This window comes from Enterobacter cloacae complex sp. SHL012, assembly GCF_049237505.1.
Lineage (GTDB): Bacteria > Pseudomonadota > Gammaproteobacteria > Enterobacterales > Enterobacteriaceae > Enterobacter > Enterobacter kobei.
Map to the genome: position 1 here is coordinate 29,272 of NZ_JBMKIZ010000006.1, position 23,933 is coordinate 53,204.

General features: G+C 54.7%; 19 protein-coding genes. 10 read left to right on the forward strand and 9 right to left on the reverse strand.

Translation table 11 applies throughout. The features are described from left to right. Positions 1–133: 133 nt before the first annotated feature. Positions 134–439: a YsaB family lipoprotein gene (locus tag ACOTY9_RS18040; RefSeq protein ID WP_014882040.1), complete on the reverse strand. Its 306-nt coding sequence runs from the start codon at positions 437–439 to the stop codon at positions 134–136. Positions 440–621: 182 nt separating this feature from the next. Between ACOTY9_RS18040 and ACOTY9_RS18045 the strand changes: the two genes are divergently transcribed. Continuing rightward, entirely contained in the window at positions 622–1,617 is a 996-nt protein-coding gene (locus ACOTY9_RS18045) for an acyltransferase (RefSeq protein WP_348566014.1), read from the forward strand. Here the strand turns inward: ACOTY9_RS18045 and ACOTY9_RS18050 are convergent. The 4 genes from ACOTY9_RS18050 to xylA form a co-directional block, all read right to left on the reverse strand. Further along, positions 1,610–2,530 (reverse strand): GlxA family transcriptional regulator, encoded by a 921-nt coding sequence (locus ACOTY9_RS18050; RefSeq protein ID WP_048996519.1) that lies wholly within the window; start codon positions 2,528–2,530, stop codon positions 1,610–1,612. The genes ACOTY9_RS18045 and ACOTY9_RS18050 overlap by 8 nt on opposite strands. After that, positions 2,530–3,069, reverse strand: coding sequence for a cysteine hydrolase family protein (locus tag ACOTY9_RS18055; protein ID WP_347485969.1), 540 nt, complete (start codon positions 3,067–3,069; stop codon positions 2,530–2,532). The genes ACOTY9_RS18050 and ACOTY9_RS18055 overlap by 1 nt, the downstream gene beginning before the upstream one ends. 103 nt (positions 3,070–3,172) lie before the next feature. Continuing rightward, positions 3,173–4,627, reverse strand: a complete 1,455-nt coding sequence (gene xylB / locus ACOTY9_RS18060) for a xylulokinase (protein WP_045134447.1) — start codon at positions 4,625–4,627, stop codon at positions 3,173–3,175. Between the two features lie 61 nt (positions 4,628–4,688). Continuing rightward, on the reverse strand, positions 4,689–6,011 hold the full coding sequence (xylA, locus tag ACOTY9_RS18065; RefSeq protein WP_086527836.1) for a xylose isomerase: 1,323 nt from the start codon (positions 6,009–6,011) through the stop codon (positions 4,689–4,691). A 370-nt stretch (positions 6,012–6,381) separates the two neighbouring features. On the opposite strand from xylA, the gene xylF reads away from it, so the two are divergent. From xylF to xylR, 4 genes are all read left to right on the forward strand, one after another. Continuing rightward, positions 6,382–7,374, forward strand: coding sequence for a D-xylose ABC transporter substrate-binding protein (xylF, locus tag ACOTY9_RS18070; RefSeq protein WP_014882036.1), 993 nt, complete (start codon positions 6,382–6,384; stop codon positions 7,372–7,374). Positions 7,375–7,446: 72 nt separating this feature from the next. Continuing rightward, a complete protein-coding gene (locus ACOTY9_RS18075) occupies positions 7,447–8,988 on the forward strand; it encodes a xylose ABC transporter ATP-binding protein (RefSeq protein ID WP_014882035.1) in 1,542 nt (513 codons plus the stop codon). Then, positions 8,966–10,147, forward strand: coding sequence for a xylose ABC transporter permease XylH (gene xylH / locus ACOTY9_RS18080; RefSeq protein WP_014882034.1), 1,182 nt, complete (start codon positions 8,966–8,968; stop codon positions 10,145–10,147). The genes ACOTY9_RS18075 and xylH overlap by 23 nt, the downstream gene beginning before the upstream one ends. A gap of 33 nt (positions 10,148–10,180) precedes the next feature. Beyond that, on the forward strand, positions 10,181–11,359 hold the full coding sequence (xylR, locus tag ACOTY9_RS18085; RefSeq protein ID WP_014882033.1) for a D-xylose utilization transcriptional activator XylR: 1,179 nt from the start codon (positions 10,181–10,183) through the stop codon (positions 11,357–11,359). 38 nt (positions 11,360–11,397) lie between these two features. On the opposite strand, the gene ACOTY9_RS18090 is transcribed toward xylR, so the two are convergent. Continuing rightward, complete coding sequence (locus tag ACOTY9_RS18090; protein WP_014882032.1) at positions 11,398–12,222, reverse strand: protein bax; 825 nt, start codon at positions 12,220–12,222, stop codon at positions 11,398–11,400. A gap of 314 nt (positions 12,223–12,536) precedes the next feature. Here ACOTY9_RS18090 and ACOTY9_RS18095 point away from each other — a divergent pair, with 314 nt between their 5' ends. Continuing rightward, positions 12,537–14,567 (forward strand): alpha-amylase, encoded by a 2,031-nt coding sequence (locus tag ACOTY9_RS18095; protein ID WP_014882031.1) that lies wholly within the window; start codon positions 12,537–12,539, stop codon positions 14,565–14,567. Between the two features lie 198 nt (positions 14,568–14,765). Continuing rightward, positions 14,766–16,022 carry a valine--pyruvate transaminase gene (gene avtA / locus ACOTY9_RS18100; protein WP_014882030.1) on the forward strand — a complete coding sequence of 419 codons (1,257 nt, stop codon included), beginning with the start codon at positions 14,766–14,768 and terminating at the stop codon, positions 16,020–16,022. Between the two features lie 56 nt (positions 16,023–16,078). Here avtA and ACOTY9_RS18105 read toward each other — a convergent pair whose 3' ends face one another. Beyond that, a complete protein-coding gene (locus ACOTY9_RS18105) occupies positions 16,079–16,888 on the reverse strand; it encodes an AraC family transcriptional regulator (protein ID WP_014882029.1) in 810 nt (269 codons plus the stop codon). Between the two features lie 225 nt (positions 16,889–17,113). Between ACOTY9_RS18105 and ACOTY9_RS18110 the strand changes: the two genes are divergently transcribed. Both ACOTY9_RS18110 and ACOTY9_RS18115 read left to right on the forward strand, forming a co-directional pair. Further along, positions 17,114–18,514 (forward strand): MFS transporter, encoded by a 1,401-nt coding sequence (locus ACOTY9_RS18110; RefSeq protein ID WP_348566015.1) that lies wholly within the window; start codon positions 17,114–17,116, stop codon positions 18,512–18,514. A 10-nt stretch (positions 18,515–18,524) separates the two neighbouring features. Next, a complete protein-coding gene (locus ACOTY9_RS18115) occupies positions 18,525–20,474 on the forward strand; it encodes a glycoside hydrolase family 127 protein (protein ID WP_348566016.1) in 1,950 nt (649 codons plus the stop codon). 74 nt (positions 20,475–20,548) lie between these two features. Here the strand turns inward: ACOTY9_RS18115 and ACOTY9_RS18120 are convergent, their stop codons facing one another. Next, positions 20,549–21,289 (reverse strand): MipA/OmpV family protein, encoded by a 741-nt coding sequence (locus tag ACOTY9_RS18120; protein WP_014882026.1) that lies wholly within the window; start codon positions 21,287–21,289, stop codon positions 20,549–20,551. A gap of 116 nt (positions 21,290–21,405) precedes the next feature. On the opposite strand from ACOTY9_RS18120, the gene ACOTY9_RS18125 reads away from it, so the two are divergent. Beyond that, positions 21,406–22,371, forward strand: coding sequence for a LysR family transcriptional regulator (locus ACOTY9_RS18125; RefSeq protein WP_059361794.1), 966 nt, complete (start codon positions 21,406–21,408; stop codon positions 22,369–22,371). On the opposite strand, the gene aldB is transcribed toward ACOTY9_RS18125, so the two are convergent. Then, a complete protein-coding gene (gene aldB, locus ACOTY9_RS18130; protein ID WP_014882024.1) occupies positions 22,368–23,906 on the reverse strand; it encodes an aldehyde dehydrogenase AldB in 1,539 nt (512 codons plus the stop codon). The two genes, ACOTY9_RS18125 and aldB, sit on opposite strands and share 4 nt — an antisense overlap. Positions 23,907–23,933 lie beyond the last annotated feature (27 nt).

The window sequence follows — 23,933 nt, forward strand, 5'->3', positions numbered from 1 at the left end:
TTAAATGGAAGGGACCAGTATACCCGCTGGCTGCAAGATATACAGTACGAAACGGGGTTGTTTAGGGAAAATTGGGAAATAAGCCTTCAGGCCAGAACGTGGGCGACGTCTGGCTGTTGATTATGCGAGCAGGCTAGCGCATGGAGAGGTGTAAAAACTGGCCGTCTGCATCAAACGAGCAGACAAAGCCCTCTTTACGCGACGTATGGCCCCGCAGCTCATAGCTTCCCTGAAAGCGCTCAAATCCGGTGACATCAATCTTCTGAACGGCCGAGTTATAGCGGCGTGCAGCCTGATCTTTACAGATTGCCTCCATGTTCAGTGAACGTTCCGGGCTCATTTTGCCCTGCTGTGCTTTTTGCACAGGTGCTTCTTGTGGCGTACTGCAACCTGCCAGCATGAGCAGCAGAAAGAGTGACGCCACTCGCTTCATCATCATTTTTATTACCGTCCTGGTCAGTGGCTGTTATTTTTAGTATCAAAGCTTTTATAGATTAAGGTCCGCCATTCTGCGAATCTCGCGGTCTTCCGGCAAGCCTGCTGATAAAACTCAGAATTTTCCAAACGAAGACTTTTGGACAATGGCAGTCACACTCCATTTACAGGGAATACGAGGAACTGATGGCGTCAAAAATTAACTGGATTGATAACCTGCGAGGAATAGCGTGTCTGATGGTGGTCATGATCCACACGACGACCTGGTATGTCACGAATGCGCACAGCATCAGCTCTGTTAACTGGGACATTGCCAACATTCTCAACTCTGCGTCTCGCGTCAGCGTCCCGCTGTTTTTTATGATTTCCGGCTTTCTCTTTTTTGGCGAACGTAGCGCGCAACCGAGGCACTTCACCCGCATCGCGGCCTGTCTGGGGTTTTACAGCGCCGTTGCCTTGCTCTATATCACCTTGTTCACCTCAATTAACGCCGGGGTATCACTCAAATATTTGCTGCAAAAACCAGTGTTCTATCACCTGTGGTTTTTCTTCGCCATTATCGTTATCTATCTCGTCTCTCCTCTTATTCAGGTGAAAAACGTCAGCGGGAAAATGCTGCTGGCCCTGATGGTGGTGATTGGCCTCATCGCCAACCCGAATACGGTCTCGCAGAAAATCGACGGATTTGAATGGTTGCCGGTCAATCTCTATATCAACGGCGATACCTTCTATTACGTGCTTTACGGCATGCTGGGGCGCGCCATCGGGATGATGGAGACGCAAAAACGTAGTCTAAACTGGCTTTGTGCGTCGCTGTTTATCGCAGGCGTGGCGGTGATATCGCGCGGGACGCTGCACGAATTGCAGTGGCGCGGTAATTTTGCCGATACCTGGTACCTGTATTGCGGACCGATGGTGTTTCTCTGTGCCGTCTCGCTGCTTACGCTCGTTAAAAACACGCTCAACGCGCGGCCACTCCCGGTCCTGAGCGTGATTTCGCGGCACTCGCTCGGAATTTATGGTTTTCACGCGCTGGTGATCCACGCCCTGCGAACAAGAGGTGTGGAGCTAAAGAGCTGGCCGGTGCTGGATATCATCTGGATTTTTGCCGCCACGCTGGTCATCAGCCTGCTGCTGTCGATGCTGCTGCAAAAAATAGACACTCGCCGCTTCGTCAGTTAACGCTTCGCTGCCGGGCGCGGTGATACTGGCGCGGGGAGGAAAACCCTGCCGCCAGTGAGGCCTGCTCCACGCCGCGCCCCTGCATCAGCCACTGTTCCGCCACCGCCAGACGCAGCTGCTCCAGATAATCGCGAACGCTAATCCCTAAATGTGACTGGAAAAGCCGAGTGAGATGACGTGGGCTGACGTGCGCCAGTGCGGCGATATCTGGCAGGCTCCACGTTTTTTGCGGCTCTGCGGTGAGCGCATCCTGCGCCCGATGGATCGCCGGATGCAGATGATTTCGGTAGCGTAGCCACGGCGAAAGCTGAGGATCGTCACCGGAACGGCGAAACCACACCACCATCTCACGCGCCACAGCCAGCGCCTTTTCGGGGCCGCACAGGCGATTAATCATATGCAGCGCCAGATCGATGCCCGACGTGATCCCTGCGCTGGTCCAGATGTTCTCATCCTGCACAAATATCCGGTTTTCTTTAATCGTCGCCCCAGGCGCCGCGGTGCGCAGACGGTTAATGACGTCATGATGGGTAGTACACTGCCGCTGATTCAGCAGGCCCGATTTCGCCGCCAGCAACGCCCCTGAACAGACGCACATAACGGTGATTTCCTGGCGTTGGATCTGCGGTTGCAGGCGCATCAGCCAGTGCTGAATCTGCTGCGCCTGTGGCGTGGAGAACTGAACACGGGAATCGCTCACTCCCGGCAATACCAGTAAGCTGCCCCGAGGCAGGCTTTCCGGCAACGGCTGGATGCCACCCATCGTCAGGCCAATCGACGTCGGCACCTCGGGTTGCGGACCAATGTAACGCAGACGAAACGCGTCGCCCGCCAGCACAAAAGTCTCTGCCGGGCCCGTCATATCCAATGACAACACCCCTGGCAACATTACGAACCAGACGTCGATGCGCATTACAGTGACTCCAGCGTCTCCACTACCGTTTTAATCTCGGCAAAGCGCCCGGACAGTACAGTCTCGGTACGATGGCGAATTTCCGCTGCACTCAGGGTAATGCCCTTGTAGGTCATAGGAAATGTCAGCGTTGCCTCACTCACAAAGGTCACAGCATAGCCCAGATCGGATGCCACCCGCGCGGTGGTTTCACAGCATTGTTCCGTGCGTATGCCACAGATAATCAGTCTGTTGATATCACGCTCGCGCAGCCAGCGGTCAAGCCCGGTATCCGTGAAGGCATTATAGACATGTTTCTGGAAAACCACATCCGGCTGATGACGCAAAAAGGCCATCGGTATGACATAGCCGCTTTGCAGTGTGAACGGGCCGTCTTCATCTACATGAAAAATATCAACGACCGGAATACCGCGCGCCTGGCAGCCTTCAATCAGACCCAGCATCGCCTGCTGAAAGGCAGGAATATCGCCTTCGTGCCAGTAATTGCGATGGTGAAATGACTGCTGAGTATCAATGTTGATTAATGCAGTACGTGACATGATAAATCTCCTCGCCAGTGGGTGTAACACCATACTGGCAAGGAAAGGAAGGCACGCACAGACCAAAAAAGGACATCCTCGAGCCTCTGTCGGACAAGCGTGTTTACGACATCAGCGGCAGCAGCTGCTGATAGATTTTGCGGAACACGTCGCGCCTCTGCGCATAGCGGGCATGGCGTGCTGCGTCAGGCAAGTGCGCCTGTTCAAGCGGAAGCTGCGGTAACAATTGTGAAAGCGGTTTTTCGGGGTTCATGGCTATCTGTGCCAGCCGTGCGGCGCCGAGCGCGGGCCCGACATCGCCACCAGTGCGGAAATCCAGCTGCAATCCGCTGATGTCAGCCAGCATCTGTCGCCAGTAAGGGCTCCGCGCGCCGCCGCCAATCAGGGTGACGCTCGACGGTTTCAGGCCGCAATCATGCACCACGTCCATGCCGTCGGCCAGCGCATAGCCCACACCCTCCAGAACCGCACGCGCCAGCTCAGCCGGGCCATGCTGATGAGTTAAACCAAAGAACACCCCTTTCGCTTCCGGGTTGTTGTGCGGCGTTCGCTCACCGGAAAGATACGGTAAAAACCAGATCGTACCCGCGGTGTCATCCGCCTGCTGCGCGGCGGAGATGAGCGCCGGAACATCGGCCATGCCGGTGAGTCTTGCCGCCCAGTCCAGGCAAGATGCGGCACTGAGCATCACTGACATCAAATGCCATTTCCCCGGAAGGGCATGGCAGAAACTGTGCACTGCGCTTTCAGGGTTGCTGCGATACCCGTCGCTAACGGCAAAATAGACACCGGACGTTCCCAGCGACAGCATCGCCTGCCCTGCCTCCACCATGCCGACACCCACGGCCCCCGCCGAATTGTCACCGCCTCCGGCCACCACCGGTACGGCTGGCATATTCCAGCGTTCAGCAACGGCTGGCTGCAGCGTGCCTGTCACCTCGCTACCTTCGAACAGCGCGGGCATATGGGCGCGGGTCAGATGGCAGGCATCCAGCATCGCCTCGCTCCAGTCACGTTTCGCCACGTCGAGCCACATCGTGCCCGCCGCGTCAGACATGTCGCTGGCGAAATCACCCGTCATGCGAAAACGCAGATAATCTTTCGGCAGCAGGACTTTCGCCACCTGCCGGAAAATCTCAGGTTCATGACGCTGTACCCACAGAAGTTTCGGTGCGGTAAAACCGGGCATCATCAGGTTGCCGGTGATCTGGCGGGAGGTGGGTACACGTTCCTCAAGAAGCGCACACTCTTCTGCACAGCGGCCATCGTTCCAGAGGATCGCAGGACGCAACACGCGATGCTGGCTATCCAGCAGCGTTGCGCCGTGCATTTGCCCGGCAATCCCCAGCGCTTTGACGTCCCGCAGAGGGTGTTTCTCGCCTAGCGCCTTGATGGCACGGTCCGTTGCCTGCCACCACTGCTCCGGGTCCTGTTCCGACCACAGCGGATGCGGACGTGAAACCTGCAGCGTTTCCGTCTGCGTGGCTAACACATCGCCCTGCTCGCTTAACAGGATGGCTTTCACACCCGACGTGCCAAGATCGATCCCGATATACATTACGGTGACTCCTTTAACAGAAATGCCCGGTGGCGCTAACGCTTACCGGGCCTACGTGCTGTTATTTATCGAACAGGTAGTGGTTGACCAGGTTTTCCAGCAGTTCCTGGTGCCCGCTCTGGTGCTGCGGCGCCAGCTGCTGCTGTTCAGCGTACTTCGCGATCTCCGCAAGTGATAACTGGCCTTTCAAAATTTGCTGACCCAGCTCACTGTTCCAGCCGCTGTAGCGCTTCGCAACACGCTTATCCAGCTCACCGTCTTCAATCATGCGAGCGGCGACTTTCAGCGCCAGCGCCATGGTGTCCATCGCGCCAATGTGGCCGTAGAACAGATCGTATTTGTCGGTGCTCTGACGACGTACTTTAGCGTCAAAGTTCAGGCCGCCGGTAGTGAAACCACCCGCTTTAATGATTTCGTACATCACCAGCGCATTCTCTTCCACGCTGTTCGGGAACTGGTCTGTATCCCAGCCCAGCTGTGCATCGCCGCGGTTAGCATCGACAGAGCCAAATATGCCCAGTGCAATCGCAGACGCAATCTCGTGATGGAAAGAGTGGCCCGCCAGCGTGGCGTGGTTGGCTTCAATGTTAACTTTAATCTCTTTTTCCAGACCGAACTGTTTCAGGAAGCCATACACCGTCGCCACGTCGTAGTCATACTGGTGCTTGGTCGGTTCCTGCGGTTTCGGCTCGATCAGCAGCGTGCCACGGAAGCCGATTTTGTGCTTATGATCGACAACCATCTGCATAAAGCGGCCAATCTGCTCGCGCTCCTGGCGCAGATCGGTGTTGAGCAGGGTTTCGTAGCCTTCACGGCCGCCCCACAGGACATAGTTTTCGCCGCCCAACTGATGCGTGGCGTTCATGGCCGTCACCACCTGCGTGGCCGCCCAGCTAAACACTTCCGGATCCGGATTGGTTGCCGCGCCCGCGCCGTAGCGTGGGTTAGTGAAGCAGTTTGCGGTACCCCACAGCAGCTTCACGCCGCTTTGCTGCTGTTTTGCCGCCAGCACATCCACCATCTGCGCGAAATTGTTCAGGTACTCTTTCAGAGACGCACCTTCCGGCGAGACGTCCACATCGTGGAAGCAGTAGTACGGCACGTTCAGCTTGTGGAAAAACTCAAATGCCACATCGGCTTTGCGTTTCGCCAGCTCGATGGCTTCACCCGGCTGCTGCCATGGGCGGTCAAAGGAACCCACACCGAACATATCGGCGCCGTTCCAGCAGAAGGTATGCCAGTAACAGGCGGCAAAGCGCAGATGGTCTTCCATGCGCTTACCCAGAACCAGCTCATCCGGGTTGTAGTGACGAAATGCTAAAGGATTGGTCGTTTTTGGGCCTTCGTAACGAACACGATCGAGTTGGTCGAAATAAGCTTGCATATTGAGCTCCATAATCAGGGTATGCGGCGAGTCGTTGATACAGGAGTAATAGTGAATAGACATTTTGGGTTGCTCAATTACGTTATTTCACACTGCTATTGAGAGAATGCACAACTGTGCGCTGGCTCGCAAAATAATGCGCAGGCAAACTATTTTTCGGCGTAAATTCCAGAATCAAATGTAATTAAGACGTTACGCATTTTAAAATCCGATCGCGGTCATAAATTCAGAAATAAACCAAATATCGTAATGAGAAGATAAAAATCTGTAATTGCCAGCCCGCCTTTCCGCGTTAAAAATTTGCTGCGTCCCAGCAGTGAATGTTTCTTTTATCTCAGCAACACATACCCCTACAAAAGGCCTAATAATTATGAAGATAAAGAACCTGACCCTAACGATCTGCACTACTCTCCTCCTTGTAAGCTTTGCAGGACATGCCAAAGAGGTCAAAATTGGCATGGCGATTGACGACCTGCGCCTGGAGCGCTGGCAAAAAGATCGCGATATCTTTGTGAAAAAAGCGGAATCACTCGGTGCGAATGTCTTTGTTCAGTCAGCGAATGGCAATGAAGAAACGCAAATGTCACAGATCGAGAATATGATTAACCGTGGTGTCGATGTTCTGGTCATTATCCCTTATAACGGCCAGGTATTAAGTAACGTAGTGAAAGAAGCGAAGCAAGAGGGCATAAAAGTTCTCGCTTATGACCGCATGATTAATAATGCGGATATTGATTATTATATTTCGTTCGACAATGAAAAAGTGGGTGAATTACAGGCGCAAAGCCTGATCGACAAAGTGCCTCAGGGCAATTATTTCCTGATGGGTGGCTCTCCGGTAGATAACAACGCCAAACTGTTCCGTGAAGGACAAATGAAAGTCCTTAAACCCTACATCGACAATGGGAAAATTAAGGTGGTTGGCGATCAGTGGGCCGACGGATGGCTGCCAGAAAACGCGCTGAAAATTATGGAAAACGCGCTGACGGCCAACAACAACAAAATTGATGCGGTCGTGGCCTCCAACGATGCCACCGCAGGCGGTGCTATCCAGGCGCTGAGCGCCCAGGGGCTGGCCGGGAAAGTCGCGATCTCCGGGCAGGATGCCGACCTGGCAGGGGTAAAACGCATTATCGCTGGCACACAAACCATGACGGTCTACAAACCGATTACCGAGCTTGCCAATACCGCGGCTGAAATCGCCGTGGAGCTGGGCAATGGCAAGCAGCCTAAAGCAGACGCGACGCTGAATAACGGGCTGAAAGATGTTCCGGCTCGCCTGCTCACGCCAATTGAAGTCAATAAAGAGAACATTGACGCCACCGTGATTAAAGACGGTTTCCACAAGAAGAGCGAACTGTAATCCAGCGCGGCCCCCGCTCTGCGGGGGCGCATCACGTTGTACTGTTCTTCCCTCGGGTTATGTGGAGCAGGTATGCCTTATTTACTTGAAATGAAAAGCATCACCAAGCGCTTCGGCGCAGTGAAGGCCGTCGACAACGTCAGCCTCCGGTTGAACCCCGGCGAAGTGGTTTCGCTGTGCGGCGAGAACGGTTCGGGCAAATCAACGTTGATGAAAGTTCTGTGTGGGATCTACCCACACGGCAGTTACGAAGGCGAAATTGTCTTTGCCGGTGAAGTGATCCAGGCGACACACATTCGCGATACCGAACGTAAAGGGATCGCCATTATCCACCAGGAGCTGGCGTTGGTGAAGCATCTCACCGTGCTGGAAAACATCTTCCTTGGAGCCGAGATTTCCCGCCACGGCGTACTGGATTACGACACCATGACGCTCCGCTGTGAAAAGCTGCTGGCGCAGGTGAGCCTCAATATTTCACCGGATACCCGCGTGGGCGATCTGGGTCTGGGGCAACAGCAGCTGGTAGAAATTGCTAAGGCGCTGAACAAACAGGTACGGCTGCTGATCCTCGATGAGCCCACGGCTTCGCTCACCGAACAGGAAACCGCAGTTCTGCTCAATATCATCCGCGATTTGCAAAACCACGGCATCGCCTGTATCTACATTTCGCACAAGCTAAACGAGGTTAAAGCCATTTCGGACACCATCTGTGTCATTCGCGACGGGCAACACATCGGCACGCGCGAAGCGGCAGGCATGAGTGAAGATGACATCATCACCATGATGGTAGGCCGCGAGCTGACGGCGCTCTACCCGAATGAGCCACACGCCAGAGGCGAGGAAGTGCTGCGTGTGGAAAACCTGACCGCGTGGCACCCCGTTAACCGCCACATTAAACGCGTGAATAACGTCTCGTTTTCTCTTCACAGCGGCGAAATTCTCGGGATTGCGGGCCTCGTCGGCGCCGGACGCACGGAGGCCGTACAGTGTCTGTTTGGCGTGTGGCCCGGGCGCTGGGAGGGCACGATTTATATCGACGGCCAGCCAGTGAAAATCGACAACTGCCAGCAGGCGATTGCCCGCGGCATTGCTATGGTGCCGGAAGATCGTAAAAAAGACGGCATCGTACCGGTCATGGCGGTGGGGAAAAACATCACGCTTGCGGCACTCGATCGGTTCTCCGGCGCGCTGAGCAGCCTGGACGATGCCGCAGAGCAACAGTGCATTCTTCAGTCGCTTGCCAGGCTGAAGGTCAAAACGTCCTCCCCGGAACTGGCGATTGGCCGCCTGAGTGGCGGTAACCAGCAGAAAGCGATTCTGGCGCGCTGCCTGCTTCTCAACCCACGCATATTAATCCTCGATGAGCCAACGCGCGGGATTGATATCGGTGCCAAATATGAAATCTACAAACTGATTAATCAGCTTGTTCAGCAAGGGATTGCCGTCATTGTCATTTCGTCTGAGTTACCCGAAGTGCTCGGCCTGAGCGACCGCGTGCTGGTGATGCACGAGGGGAAACTGAAAGCCAACCTGATTAACCAGAACCTGACGCAGGAGCAGGTGATGGAAGCCGCTTTAAGGAGCGAACGTCATGTCGAAAAGCAATCCGTCTGATATCAAAGTCGCCGTTCCGACGCCCGGTGCGTTCGCAGGGCTAAAAGCGCTGAACCTGCAGGTCTTCGTGATGATCGCAGCAATTATCGTCATCATGCTGTTTTTTACCTGGATGACCGATGGCTCATATTTAAGCGCGCGTAACGTCTCTAACCTGCTCCGCCAGACCGCCATTACCGGGATCCTGGCCGTAGGCATGGTGTTCGTCATTATCTCGGCAGAAATTGACCTGTCTGTAGGCTCGATGATGGGCCTGCTCGGCGGCGTGGCGGCTATTTTCGACGTCTGGCTTGGCTGGCCGCTGCCGCTGACCGTGGCGGTGACGCTGGTACTGGGTCTGGTCCTGGGGGCCTGGAACGGCTGGTGGGTTGCCTACCGCAAAGTCCCGTCGTTTATTGTTACCCTGGCGGGGATGCTGGCCTTCCGTGGGATCTTAATCGGGATTACCAACGGCACTACCGTCTCCCCCACCAGCGCCGCCATGTCGCAAATTGGTCAGAGCTACCTCTCCGATAGCGTGGGCTTTACGATTGGCGTGGTAGGTTTGCTGGCGTTTGTCGCCTGGCAGTGGCGGGGGCGCATGCGTCGTCAGGCGCTGGGGCTGGCGTCACCGGCATCAACCTCCGTGGTAGGACGCCATGCGCTGACTGCGGTCATTGTGCTGGGCGCCATCTGGCTTCTTAACGACTATCGCGGTGTTCCGACACCGGTCCTGCTGCTGGCGCTGTTACTGCTGGGCGGGATGTTTATGGCGACGCGCACCGCGTTTGGCCGCCGCATTTATGCCATCGGTGGCAACCTTGAAGCTGCCCGTCTCTCGGGGATCAACGTCGAGCGCACTAAGCTCGCGGTGTTCGCCATTAACGGCCTGATGGTCGCCATCGCCGGGTTGATCCTCAGTTCGCGTCTGGGTGCCGGTTCGCCCTCCGCAGGTAACATCGCCGAGCTGGATGCGATTGCCGCCTGCGTCATTGGCGGCACCAGCCTCGCCGGCGGTATCGGTAGCGTGGCGGGTGCGGTCATGGGGGCATTTATCATGGCGTCGTTGGATAACGGGATGAGTATGATGGACGTCCCGACGTTTTGGCAGTATATCGTCAAGGGGGCCATTCTTTTACTGGCAGTCTGGATGGACTCTGCCACCAAGCGACGAGCCTGATAACCGTATTGTGACTTAATTGGGAAGTGAGCCATGTTTGAAAAGCGTCACCGCATTACGTTGTTATTCAATGCCAATAAAGCCTACGACCGTCAGGTCGTTGAAGGCGTGGGTGAATATTTGCAGGCGTCGCAATCCGAGTGGGATATCTTCATTGAGGAAGACTTCCGCACCCGTCTGGAGAACATCAAAGACTGGCTGGGGGATGGCGTCATCGCTGACTATGACGATCCCGTCATTGAACAGCTGCTGACCGACGTCGACGTCCCGATCGTGGGCGTCGGCGGCTCCTACCATTCCCCCGAAAATTACCCGCCGGTTCACTATATCGCCACCGATAATCATGCCCTGGTCGAAGCCGCTTTTCTTCATTTAAAAGAGAAAGGCGTCCATCGTTTCGCGTTCTATGGTTTACCCGCCACCAGCGGCAAGCGCTGGGCAGTCGAGCGCGAGCATGCGTTTTGCCAGCTGGTCGCGCAGGAGAAGTATCGCGGCGTAGTGTATCAGGGGCTGGAGACGGCTCCGGAAAACTGGCAGCACGCGCAAAACCGGCTGGCGGACTGGCTGCAAACGCTGCCCCCGCAAACCGGCATTATTGCCGTCACCGACGCCCGCGCCCGCCACGTGCTGCAGGTCTGCGAGCATTTACATATCCCGGTGCCCGAGAAGCTGTGCGTGATTGGCATTGATAACGAAGAACTCACCCGCTATCTCTCCCGCGTGGCGCTCTCCTCTGTGGCACAGGGCACCCGTCAGATGGGCTATCAGGCAGCGAAGCTGCTGCATCGTCTGCTGGATAAAGAGTCTCTGCCGCTTCAGCGTTTGCTGGTACCCCCTGTCCGCGTCGTGGAGCGTCGCTCAACCGACTATCGTTCCCTGAGTGACCCGGCCGTCATTCAGGCGATGCACTATATTCGCAACCACGCCTGTAAAGGAATTAAGGTCGATCAGGTTCTGGATTCGGTGGGCATTTCTCGTTCGAATCTGGAGAAGCGTTTCAAAGAAGAAGTGGGCGAAACCATTCATGCCGTCATCCATGCGGAGAAACTGGAGAAAGCCCGCAGCCTGCTCATCTCAACATCACTGTCGATCAACGAAATCTCACAGATGTGCGGTTATCCGTCGCTGCAATATTTCTATTCGGTGTTTCGCAAAGAGTATGACACCACGCCAAAAGAGTATCGGGATCGCCACAGCGAGGTGCTGATATAGAAAAGAAAACGCCTTCATTTAGAAGGCGTTTTTAGTGATTACATATGGGCGGCGATTAAGCGCTGGTTATCCTGGTACATCGCGAACAGATAGTTGTTATAGCTCTGCCCCTTCGTCGAATAACCCTTCAGCTTGTGGATCATCGTACTGGCCGTCACTTCCTGATCCGCTTTACGCAACTGAGCACGTGATTTACGGAAGGATGAGTAGGCCGGATGCGTATTCAGATTGACCACATAGGCACCCACGGAATCTTTGACTGATTCAAACTGAGAATAGCCTTTCACCTTGCCAGGCGCATTATTACAACGACCTTTCACACACTTCATACCGAAAAGATTGTTGTTATTACGCGCCAGCTTTGACGTTCCCCAGCCGCTTTCGGCTGCCGCCATGGTCGCAACCATGCTATTCGGGATGATATCGACACGTTCAAGGAGAGCATTCCACGGCACACGACGGGTGTTACCGTTCCAGCTCAGCTTGTAGCGCTTCGTGATATCTTTCAGACGCGCGCGTTCTGAGGGCGACCAGCGGCTATCGTACTGTTTGGAAATCAGCCAGTTACGATCCGCAGTAATCGCGGCATTTTGACTCGTGATGTAAGGCATTACCGTCCGGAGAAACGCTTTTTTCCTTGGTGTTCCGGAAGGGTATTTTCGCAAATCAGGAAGTGAACTACTCTTTGCACTATTGCGAGAATACTCTTGTTTACTGCTAACCTTACTACTTGTCGTCTTTATTACGTGGGCTTTCTTACTCGTTGTATCCGTGTGCGTCTTCGCAAGCACCTCACCTGAAAATGCCATGGTGAGTAACATGAGTATCGCAGCCCCATATCGTCGAATGGGAGTCGATATCATTAGGTCTCCTGGTCGGATGTCATCATCCTAACACCTTATTTTTTTCACAAATTTGAGAGCGGAATCTCAAATCATATCAAAAATAGACTTCAAGAGCACGTATAGAAATAGTCCAAATCCGAAACTATGTCACCTGAAACTTGCTTATAAAAACAGCACTCCTGAAAATTTGTGCGCGATATCGCAGATAACTGCCTAATTTTGCGCGGGATCACTCATCCTCACACGTCCTCCTGGCAGAAAGCGCTGGAGGATGAGTTTTTACCCTCCGCCTGATGGCAAACTGGTTAAAAATGCCGCGACAGGAAAATGGAATGAAACGCACCGCTCTGGCTTTTCTGATGCTACCCGCACTGGCACACGCTGACTGGTCATCACCGGGGTTTAATAGTTTTAGCGCCGAAGGCACCGGGATTTTCACCAGCCAGGCAAAGCTTGCGAAGGGTACGCGTCCTCTTACGCTGAGTTTTGACAAGACGTGCTGGCAGCCATCAGAGGCGATAAAACTCAATGAGATGCTGTCGCTCAAACCCTGCGATAGCACGCCGCCGCAGTGGCGCCTTTTCCGCGACGGTGAATATCAGATGCGGATTGATACTCGCTCCGGCACGCCCACACTGCTGCTGACAATTCAGAGTGCAGCAGAACAACCGGTGGCAACCGCTACCCGCCAGTGTCCGAAGTGGGATGGTAAACCGCTGACGCTGAACGTTAGCGATACTTTCCCGGAAGGGACAGTAGTGCGTGATTTCTACAGCAAACAGACCGCGACGGTACAGAACGGAAACATTACCCTGCAGCCCGCCGCTGGCAGTAATGGCCTGCTGCTGCTTGAGCGCGCCGAAACGGATAAACCCGCACCGTTTAGCTGGCAGAACGCCACCGTCTATTTTGTCCTGACCGACCGCTATGTGAACGGTGACCCGAGCAACGACAACAGCTATGGCCGCCATAAAGACGGCATGCAGGAGATTGGCACCTTCCACGGTGGCGACCTCAAGGGACTTGCCAGCAAGCTCGATTATTTACAGCAACTGGGGGTGAATGCGCTCTGGATAAGCTCTCCGCTTGAGCAGATCCATGGTTGGGTAGGCGGGGGGACCAAAGGGGATTTCCCTCACTATGCGTATCATGGCTATTACACCCAGGACTGGACAAAGCTTGATGCCAACATGGGTACCGAAGAAGATTTGCGCCATCTTGTCGATGAAGCACACAAGCGTGGTATCCGCATCCTGTTCGATATCGTCATGAACCACACGGGCTACGCGACGCTAGCAGACATGCAGGCGTATCAGTTTGGCGCGCTGTATTTACAGGGTGATGAGCTGAAAAAAACGCTGGGTGAACACTGGACCGACTGGAAGCCAGGTGCAGGCCAAACCTGGCACAGCTTCAATGACTACATTAACTTCAGCGACAAAGCCGCATGGGAAAAATGGTGGGGCAAGAAATGGATCCGTACCGACATCGGTGATTACGACAACCCTGGCTTTGATGATTTGACGATGTCGCTGGCGTTCCTGCCCGACCTGAAAACGGAATCCACCGTCCCTTCCGGGTTACCCAATTTTTATCAGCACAAACCCGATACCCACGCGAAGGCCATCCCGGGATATACCCCGCGCGACTATCTGACTCACTGGCTCAGCCAGTGGGTACGAGACTACGGCATCGACGGTTTTCGGGTCGATACCGCGAAGCACGTCGAGCTTGCGGCCTGGCAGCAGCTAAAAGATCAGACAAGTCAGGCACTGGCGGCCTGGAAAGGGGCGAACCCGGACAAAAAGCTCGACAACGCACCGTTCTGGATGACCGGGGAATCCTGGGGTCACGGGGTGATGCAGAGTGATTATTACCGCCACGGTTTCGATGCGATGATCAACTTTGATTATCAGGAGCAGGCGGCAAAGGCGGTGAACTGCCTGGCCGATATCGACCTGACGTGGCAGCAGATGGCAGAAAAGCTGCAAAGCTTCAACGTTCTGAGCTACCTCTCCTCCCATGACACACGCCTGTTCCGCGAAGGTGGTCAGCGCGCGGCTGAGCTGCTCCTGCTGGCACCGGGCAGCGTACAAATCTATTACGGGGATGAATCCGAACGTCCGTTCGGCCCGACGGGCTCCGACCCGCTTCAGGGCACCCGTTCGGATATGAACTGGCAGGATGTCACGGGCACGCAGGCGTCAACCGTCGCCCACTGGCAAATGCTGGGTCAGTTCCGCGCCCGTCACCCGGCGATCGGCGAAGGCAAGCAAACCACGCTGTCGCTGAAAGAAGGGTATGGCTTTGTGCGCGAGCACAAGGGCGATAAAGTCATGGTGGTATGGGCTGGTAATCAATAATCCCCCCCTCACCCTAACCCTCTCTCCACAGGGGAGAGGGCCGGGGTGAGGGGAGAAAAAACCGCCAGAACAATTCACTGAATAAATCCTTACCCGCCACACAAAACAACAAATCCGACCACACCACCCGATTTGCACCAACACGGTGCTAGCGTTATGGTTACCCACTTTCAAAATAAGCTCGACAGATCACCTGCTATGACGTTTTCACTTTTCGGCGACAAATTCACCCGCCATTCAGGCATTACTCGCCTGATGGAGGACCTCAACGACGGGCTGCGCACACCGGGCGCAATCATGCTCGGCGGCGGAAACCCGGCTCAAATTCCGGAGATGAATACCTATTTCCAGACGCTGCTCGCTCAGATGCTGGAAAACGGCAAAGCGACCGATGCGCTCTGCAATTACGACGGTCCTCAGGGCAAAACTGAACTGCTGGCGCTCCTCGCTGGAATGCTGCGTGACGAGCTGGGCTGGGATATCGAACCACAGAATATTGCACTAACAAACGGCAGCCAGAGCGCGTTTTTCTACTTGTTTAACCTGTTCGCTGGACGTCGCGCCGACGGCACGACCAAAAAAGTGCTGTTCCCGCTGGCCCCGGAATATATCGGCTATGCCGATTCCGGTCTGGAAGAGGATCTGTTCGTCTCCGCACGCCCTAACATTGAGCTGCTGCCGGAAGGCCAGTTCAAATATCACGTCGATTTTGAACATCTGCATATCGGTGAAGAGACGGGCATGATCTGCGTCTCCCGTCCGACTAACCCAACGGGCAACGTCATTACCGACGACGAGCTGATGAAACTGGATGCGCTGGCAAATCAGCACGGCATTCCGCTGGTGATCGATAACGCCTACGGCGTGCCGTTCCCGGGCATTATCTTCAGCGAAGCGCGTCCGCTGTGGAACCCGAATATCGTTCTGTGTATGAGCCTCTCTAAGCTGGGCCTGCCGGGTAGCCGCTGCGGCATCATCATCGCCAACGAGAAAATCATCACCGCCATTACCAATATGAACGGCATTATCAGCCTTTCACCGGGCGGCATCGGTCCGGCAATGATGTGTGAAATGATTAAGCGCAACGACCTGCTGCGCCTGTCTAACGAGGTTATCAAGCCGTTTTATTATCAGCGCGTTCAGGAAACCATCGCGACGATTCGCCGCTACCTGCCGGAAGAGCGCTGCCTGATCCACAAACCTGAGGGGGCGATTTTCCTCTGGCTGTGGTTTAAGGACCTGCCGATCACCACCGAACTGCTCTACCAGCGTCTGAAAAAACGCGGTGTGTTGATGGTGCCGGGTGATTACTTCTTCCCGGGTCTGGATAAGCCGTGGCCGCACACGCACCAGTGCATGCGTATGAACTACGTGCCCGATCCGGAAAAAATTGAAGCGGGCGTCAAAATTCTCGCCGAAGAAATCGAAAAAGCCTGGCGCGAAGACGGTCAGTGACGCGTTACGCCAGATGATGCTGCACAGCGGGCATAATCTGGCGACCCCGAGACAGGTCAACCAGAATTAATATGCTCTTTACAGTACCGCCGTTTCCAGACGGCGGGCGTTAGACCGGTGTGCTTAGAAAAAATCTGTCGAAAATAGCCCACATCATTAAAACCGCAGCGTGTCGCTACTTCGGTTAATGATGCGGCCTCGTTGAGCAGTAATTTTTCTGCCGCCCGGACACGCTGGCGATGAATGGCCTCCGTCAGGGTTAAATGAAATGTCCGGCGAAATACTCGCCCAAGATAATCCGCATTGCAGTGCAGCTCTTTTGCCAGTAGCGACGTTGAAAGCGGTAAATGAAACTGTGTGCGAATAAGCTGTTTCGCCTTCCACGCCATGGCCGCACCGGCTTCATTGGCGCTGTCTTCATATCCGGAAGGACGGGAAATTTGCTGTAAGATCAGCAGTAAAATGATTTCAAGCGCCATGGTTCGCTGTAATTTCTCCTGCTCGCTTAAGAACTGGCGGAAAAGAGAAATGACAGACTGGGCGTCCCTCACGCGACAATGCTGTTCTATCGCCAGATTGGGTTGTGAAGAGGGGTAATGTTCAATCTCAAAATGCAGCCAGTAAAATTTAAGATCGACAGGGAATTCGCCTACGCCCACGTGTCGCCTGTCAGGCCAAAGCAGTAACGTCTCCCCCGCACGCACCTCAAACACCGTATTTTCTTCCTGGATCGTTAATGTCCCTTTTTCGACAAAAATAATCTCCCACGATGTTAATTTCCGCGCAGGATGGCGACCCACGCCCCGGGAAATAAATAGCCCGCCATTTTGGACCTTAATCGGAAGCGCTATGGATAATTCGAGCATGGATATTCACCATTCCGCTTTTATTGCCATCAATATTCAATTTACGCATTGATTATTAACTAATATCTGAATAACTGTCCGATCGAAATCACATTTTCTTCATCAGGTCGGAATCGTCACCTTTTTATACTTTTCCCTTCCCTTGTTGGCCTTGCCGTTCAATGCAGAATAAATGGGTACCTTGCATAAATACGATAATAAATTCGTTCATCGAGGAGTTACTTCATGACTTCCACACCGATTACTGAATCAGACGTGACACAAGGGGCGGCAGATGACCGGCTGTCCGTCCGCGAAAAAATTGGCTACGGCCTGGGTGATGCGGGCGGGACGGTAATTACCTGCCTGATCATGAATTTCCTGACCTTTTTCTATACCGATGTCTTTGGCCTCACTCCCGCGCTCGTGGGCACGCTATTTATTGCTCTTCGTGTGTTTGATGCCATCTCCGATCCGGTGATGGGCGTGATTGCTGACCGCACGCAGAGCCGCTGGGGACGTTTTCGTCCCTGGCAGCTATGGGTGGCGCTCCCCATCGGGGTGATTGGCGTGCTGACGTTCACCGTACCGGAAGCCAGCATGGGGGTGAAAATCGCCTGGGCGTTTGGTACCTATTTGCTGTTGTCCGTTGGTTATACCGCCATTAACGTGCCCTACTGCGCGCTGATTAACACCATGACTACCCGACACAACGAGGTGATCGCCTGCCAGTCATGGCGCTTTGTGCTGTGCGGCGTGGCGGGTTTTCTGGTCTCTGTGGGATTGCCATGGCTGGTCGCGGAGCTCGGTCAGGGCGATGCCGCAAAGGGTTATCAGCTTGGCGTCGGCGTCCTGTGTGCTGTCGCCGTGATGATGTTTCTCTGCTGCTTCTTCTGGGTTCGCGAGCGCGTTCCGCTGGCGCTGATGGGTAAATTCACCTTACGCGAGCACCTTGCGGGCCTGCGTAAAAACGATCAACTGCTCCTGATGCTGGTGATGTCGTTTCTGCTGATCAACGTTTTCAACATTCGCGGCGGCGGATACATGTACTTCATCACCTACGTCCTGCAGGGCAGCACGGCCTATACCTCGCTGTTTTTCACGATGGTGACTTTTGCGGCCATTCTGGGTGCGGTGATCGTCAATCCGCTGTCGCGCCGTATTGATACCGTCAAACTCTACTACTACACCAACCTGGTGCTCGCTGCGCTTGCGGTGGGCATGTGGTTTCTGCCGGGAGGCCCGGCGCACCAGACGCTCTGGCTGGTGATTATTTTAAGCAATGGCGTGATCCTCGGTTTTACCCTGCCACTGCACTTCTCGCTGATGGCTTTTGCCGATGACTACGGTGAATGGAAAAACGGCGTGCGCTCATCGGGCATGAACTTCGCCTTCAACCTGTTTTTCATCAAGCTCGCATGGGCATCCAGCGCCGGGATCATCAGCCTGGTGTTTATCACCGTAGCCTATCAGCCGGGCATGGGTAACCAGACGCCAGCCTCGTTACAGGGCATCACCGCCATGGAGACACTGCTGCCTGCCCTTTTCCATCTGCTGCTGGCGGTCACTATCCGCTGGTGCAGGCTTAACAATCCACTGATGTCGCGCATTGCCACCGATCTGCGCCAGCGTCATGTCCCTTCCTGAGGAGAATACGATGTCCGTAATGGAACCCGATCTGCACCAACTGAAAATCAATGACCCGTTTCTCGGGCAGTATCAACGACTGGTCCGTGATGTGGTGATCCCCTACCAGTGGGAAGCGCTGAACGATCGCGTGGCAGAGGCTGAACCCAGCCACGCCATCACCAACTTCCGCATTGCCGCGGGTCTGGAAGAGGGTGAATTCTACGGGATGGTGTTTCAGGACAGCGACGTGGCGAAATGGCTGGAGGCCGTGGCGTGGTCGCTATGCCAGAAACCGGATGCTGAACTGGAAAAAACCGCCGACGAGGTCATTGAACTGATTGCCGCAGCACAGTGTGAAGATGGCTATCTCAATACGTACTTTACGGTTAAGGCCCCCGAGGCGCGCTGGACCAATCTGGCCGAATGCCACGAGCTGTACTGCGCCGGGCATATGATTGAGGCTGGCGTGGCCTGGTTTCAGGGAACCGGTAAACGCAACCTGCTGGATGTGGTGTGCAGGCTGGCAGACCATATCGACAGCGTGTTTGGCCCTGGCGAAACGCAGCTGCACGGTTATCCTGGCCACCCGGAAATCGAGCTGGCGCTGATGCGGCTGTACGACGTCACGCAGGAACCACGCTACCTCAATCTGGTGAAATACTTTATTGAGGAACGCGGCACCCAGCCTCACTTCTACGATATCGAGTACGAGAAGCGTGGCAAAACGTCATACTGGAATACCTATGGACCTGCGTGGATGGTCAAGGACAAAGCCTACAGCCAGGCACATCAGCCTCTTGCTGAACAACAAACGGCCATCGGTCATGCGGTACGCTTTGTCTACCTGATGGCGGGCATGGCGCATCTGGCGCGCCTGAGCGGCGACGAAGGTAAACGCCAGGACTGCCTGCGGCTGTGGAATAACATGGCGCAGCGCCAGCTGTACATTACCGGCGGGATTGGCTCGCAAAGTAGCGGCGAGGCGTTCAGCAGCGATTACGATCTGCCCAACGATACGGTCTACGCGGAAAGCTGCGCCTCCATTGGCCTGATGATGTTTGCACGCCGGATGCTCGAGATGGAGGCAGATAGCCACTACGCCGACGTGATGGAGCGCGCGTTATACAACACGGTACTCGGTGGCATGGCGCTGGACGGAAAACACTTCTTCTATGTGAACCCGCTGGAGGTACATCCGAAAACGCTGGCGTTCAACCATATCTACGATCACGTGAAGCCCGTCCGCCAGCGATGGTTCGGCTGCGCCTGCTGTCCGCCGAATATCGCCCGCGTGCTGACCTCACTGGGACATTACATTTATACCGTTCGCCCGGATGCCCTGTTGATCAACCTGTATGTGGGGAACGATGTCGCCATACAGATTGATGAAAACACACTCCGGCTACGTATTAGCGGTAACTATCCGTGGCAGGATCAGGTGACCATCGAAATAACCTCGCCTGTTCCGGTGACTCACACGCTGGCCCTGCGGCTGCCGGACTGGTGCGCCGAACCGGCTGTTTCGCTGAATGGTGAACGCGTCACCGGGGAGGTCGTTCGTGGATATCTTTACCTCAACCGTTGCTGGCATGAGGGCGACACGCTGACTCTGACACTCCCTATGCCGGTTCGCCGCGTGTACGGTAACCCGCAGGTGCGCCAGCAGGCAGGTAAAGTCGCGCTTCAGCGCGGGCCCCTGGTTTACTGTCTGGAAGAAGCTGATAACGGCGCAAATCTGCATAACCTCTCTTTGCCTGAAAACAGTGCGTTCCGGGTATTTGAAGGCAAAGGCATTTTCGCGCACAAAATGTTGATACAGGCGGAGGGGCGCGGTTATCACGCGAAGGATACGGATGCGCTGTGGCAGTACGATCGCTCGCCGGTACAGCGTCAGCCCCAGACGCTGACCTTTATTCCCTGGTTCAGTTGGGCAAACCGGGGAGAAGGGGAGATGCGGATATGGGTGGATGAAGGCTGAATATTTGCGGTCTGTTGCCCTCCCCCCGGACTGTACACACCCACGGGGAGAGGGAGTAAACCGGCTTTAACGTATCAGAAGCGCCAGGTCAGCCCGGTCATCAGCACGAAGCTGTCGTCGCGGTCGATCATCGGGCTGTTCTTCACGTCGTCAGGCAACACGGTGTAGACCGCGCTGGCGTTAAGGTACAGCTTCTGAGTTAACTGATATTTAGCCGCCAGGCCAACGTATGGCGTCCAGCTGTCACCGGCGGTGTATTGCTTCAGACCTGAGCGGCGAGACTCGTTGCCGGATACGCCGTAGTAGTAGTCGTTATAGCTTTCGTCGGTATAAAAAACACCCACAGATGGCGTCAGGGTCAGACGTTCCATCCTGATGGGTCGAAAGTAGGAGACTTCTCCAATCATGCCGCCGCTTTCATCCGTGGCATCGCCAGAGACCGCCACTTTCAAAGAACCCCAGCTTTCATGGTGATAGTACGCGCCACCGAGGAAAGCGGACGCCTTACGCTCATCAAGCTGTTTCATCTGATGGTCGTCATTGTCATCGGGATCAAAATGCAGCGGCATCCATGATGCGGTCAGGCTGAGTTCATTTTTTGCGTCTTTCCACAGGATCCAGCCGCCCGTGGTCTGGCGCACATAAAAACGATCGCTTTCGTAACTGATTAACGGCACCGCAGTGGTATTTTCGTTATACCCCTTATAAGGCGACTCATTAAATACAGCCCCCGCCCCTATTGAAAAGTCACCGGCCATCGCAGACGTGGCTGCAAATAACGTGGCAGCGATAAGTAAATTGTATTTAATAGTCATCAAAGTAATCCATTTAAACGCCAAACAAGCGGGGCGAATAATAATGGTTACAAATTTGCCAATGCAACGCTGCGGTTTATATAATATTATATATATAATGATATAGATGGGCACGCATGATGAGTAAATTACAGCTAAAGCCACGCGAATTAAAAATAATCTCCGTCATCGCCGCCACTCACAGCATTGGTGATGCTGCTGCCCTGTTGGGTATGGCGCAGGCTAACGTCAGTAAATATCTCTCTGATTTTGAAGCGCGGGTTGGACTAAAGGTTTTTGAGCGCACGACCCGTCAGCTTGCGCTTACTCAGTTTGGTGAAGCGTTACTTCCCTATATTGACGCTTCGCTGGACAAAAACGATCAGCTCGTGAATTTCATTGCCGATTATAAGCATGAAAAGCGGGGCAAAGTGACCCTTTACGCACCCACGGGAATTGTCACCTACCTCGCGCGCCATGTCATCCATCAGATAAAAGACATCGGCGACATTCGTATCTCCCTGAAAACGTACAACCTGGACCGCAATGAATTTTCAGAAGGCGTTTCCTTCCCGGATGACTGCGATATTTTAATTACCTATGCACAACCAAAAGATGGAAGTCTGGTCGCCAGCGTATTAACAAAATATTCCGTTACGGCATTCGCCACTCAGGAATATTTAAATAATCATCCGTTAGCCGGACCTGACGATTTAATTAATCACTCATGTATTCTGATCGATTCCATGCTGGTCGACGATGCAAATATCTGGCGTTTTCGTACCCATGGTAGTGATAACGTGCAAGATTACAGGGTGACCGGAAATTATATTTGTGACAATACGCAGACGGCGCTGGAGCTGGCAAGAAATAACCTTGGCATCGTATTCGCACCTAAAGAGAGCCTGAAAAAAGAATTAGCGCAAGGCATGCTGGTTCCCTGCTTCCCGCATCAGGAAGAGTGGTGGCTCGATCTGACCGCGATATTCCGCAAACGTGAATACCAGCCCTGGCGTGTGCAGTACGTCCTTGATGGCGTCCTCAATTGCCTGCGCCAGCAAATTGCTCAGGCCGCCCAGGGACGGCCTGAGCAGGGCGACTAGAACAGGCCCAGCGGTTTATCGGAGTAGCTGACCAGCAAACATTTCGTCTGCTGGTAATGCTCCAGCATCATCTTGTGGGTTTCACGCCCGATGCCGGATTGCTTATAACCCCCAAATGCGGCGTGTGCCGGATAGGCGTGATAGCAGTTGGTCCAGACGCGCCCGGCCTGAATGCCCCGGCCCATTTTATAGGCCAGATTACCGTTGCGGCTCCAGACGCCTGCCCCCAGGCCATACGGCGTGTCGTTGGCAATCTCCAGTGCCTCCTCCATCGTTTTGAAGGTGGTCACCGCCAGCACCGGTCCGAAAATCTCCTCCTGGAAGACGCGCATGTTGTTCTTGCCAAACAGGATCGTCGGCTCAAGGTAATACCCGTCCTGCAGATCGCCACCAAGTACCTTACGGCGTCCGCCGGTCAGGATATCTGCGCCCTCTTTCTTGCCGATATCAATGTAGTTGAGGATGGTCTCCAGCTGTCCATGTGAGACCTGCGCCCCCATCTGCGTGACGTTATCAAGCGGGTTCCCGCTGCGGATAGATTCTACGCGGCGAATGGCGCGCTCCATGAAGCGTTCATAGATAGACTCCTGCACCAGCGCGCGACTCGGGCAGGTACAGACTTCACCCTGGTTAAACGCAAACAGCGCAAACCCTTCCAGGGCTTTATCAAAGAAGGCATCCTCTTCTTCCATCACGTCTGCAAAGAAGATGTTCGGGGATTTGCCCCCGAGCTCAAGCGTCACCGGAATGATGTTCTGCGTGGCGTACTGCATGATCTGCTGGCCCACTTCCGTCGACCCGGTAAATGCCACTTTGGCGATACGTTTAGACGTAGCCAGATACTCCCCTATCTCGCCACCCGCACCGTTCACCACGTTAATCACGCCCGGCGGCAGGAGATCGCCAACGATTTCCATCAGCAGCAGAACCGAAAGCGGGGTCAGACGCGCCGGTTTGAGCACAATGCAGTTGCCTGCTGCCAGCGCGGGCGCCATTTTCCAGCTCGCCATCAGCAGCGGGAAGTTCCACGGAATAATTTGCCCTACCACGCCCAGCGGTTCGTGGAAGTGATACGCCACGGTGTCGCTGTCGACCTCGCTGATTCCGCCCTCCTGAGCGCGAATACAGGAGGCAAAATAGCGGAAGTGGTCAATGGCCAGCGGCACGTCTGCCGCCATCGTTTCCCGGATCGGCTTGCCGTTATCCCAGGTTTCTGCCGTCGCCAGCAGTTCCAGATTCTGCTCCATCCGGTCAGCGATTTTGAACAGAATGGCTGCCCGATCCTGAACGGAGGTATGCCCCCATTTGTCTTTCGCGTTGTGCGCCGCATCCAGCGCCAGATCGATATCGCGCTTGCCGGAGCTGGCTATTTCACACAGCGGCTGGCCGGTAACGGGGGTCAGGTTGGAATAGTATTCGCCGTCGACGGGGGCTACCCAGTCGCCGCCAATAAAGTTGTCATAACGAGGCTTTAGCTTGAGGGGAAAACCATACTCGCCAGGCTGGATACGCGAAGAGGGAGGATTGTTTGTCATGACCGTCTCCTTGCTGTTGGTGTACAA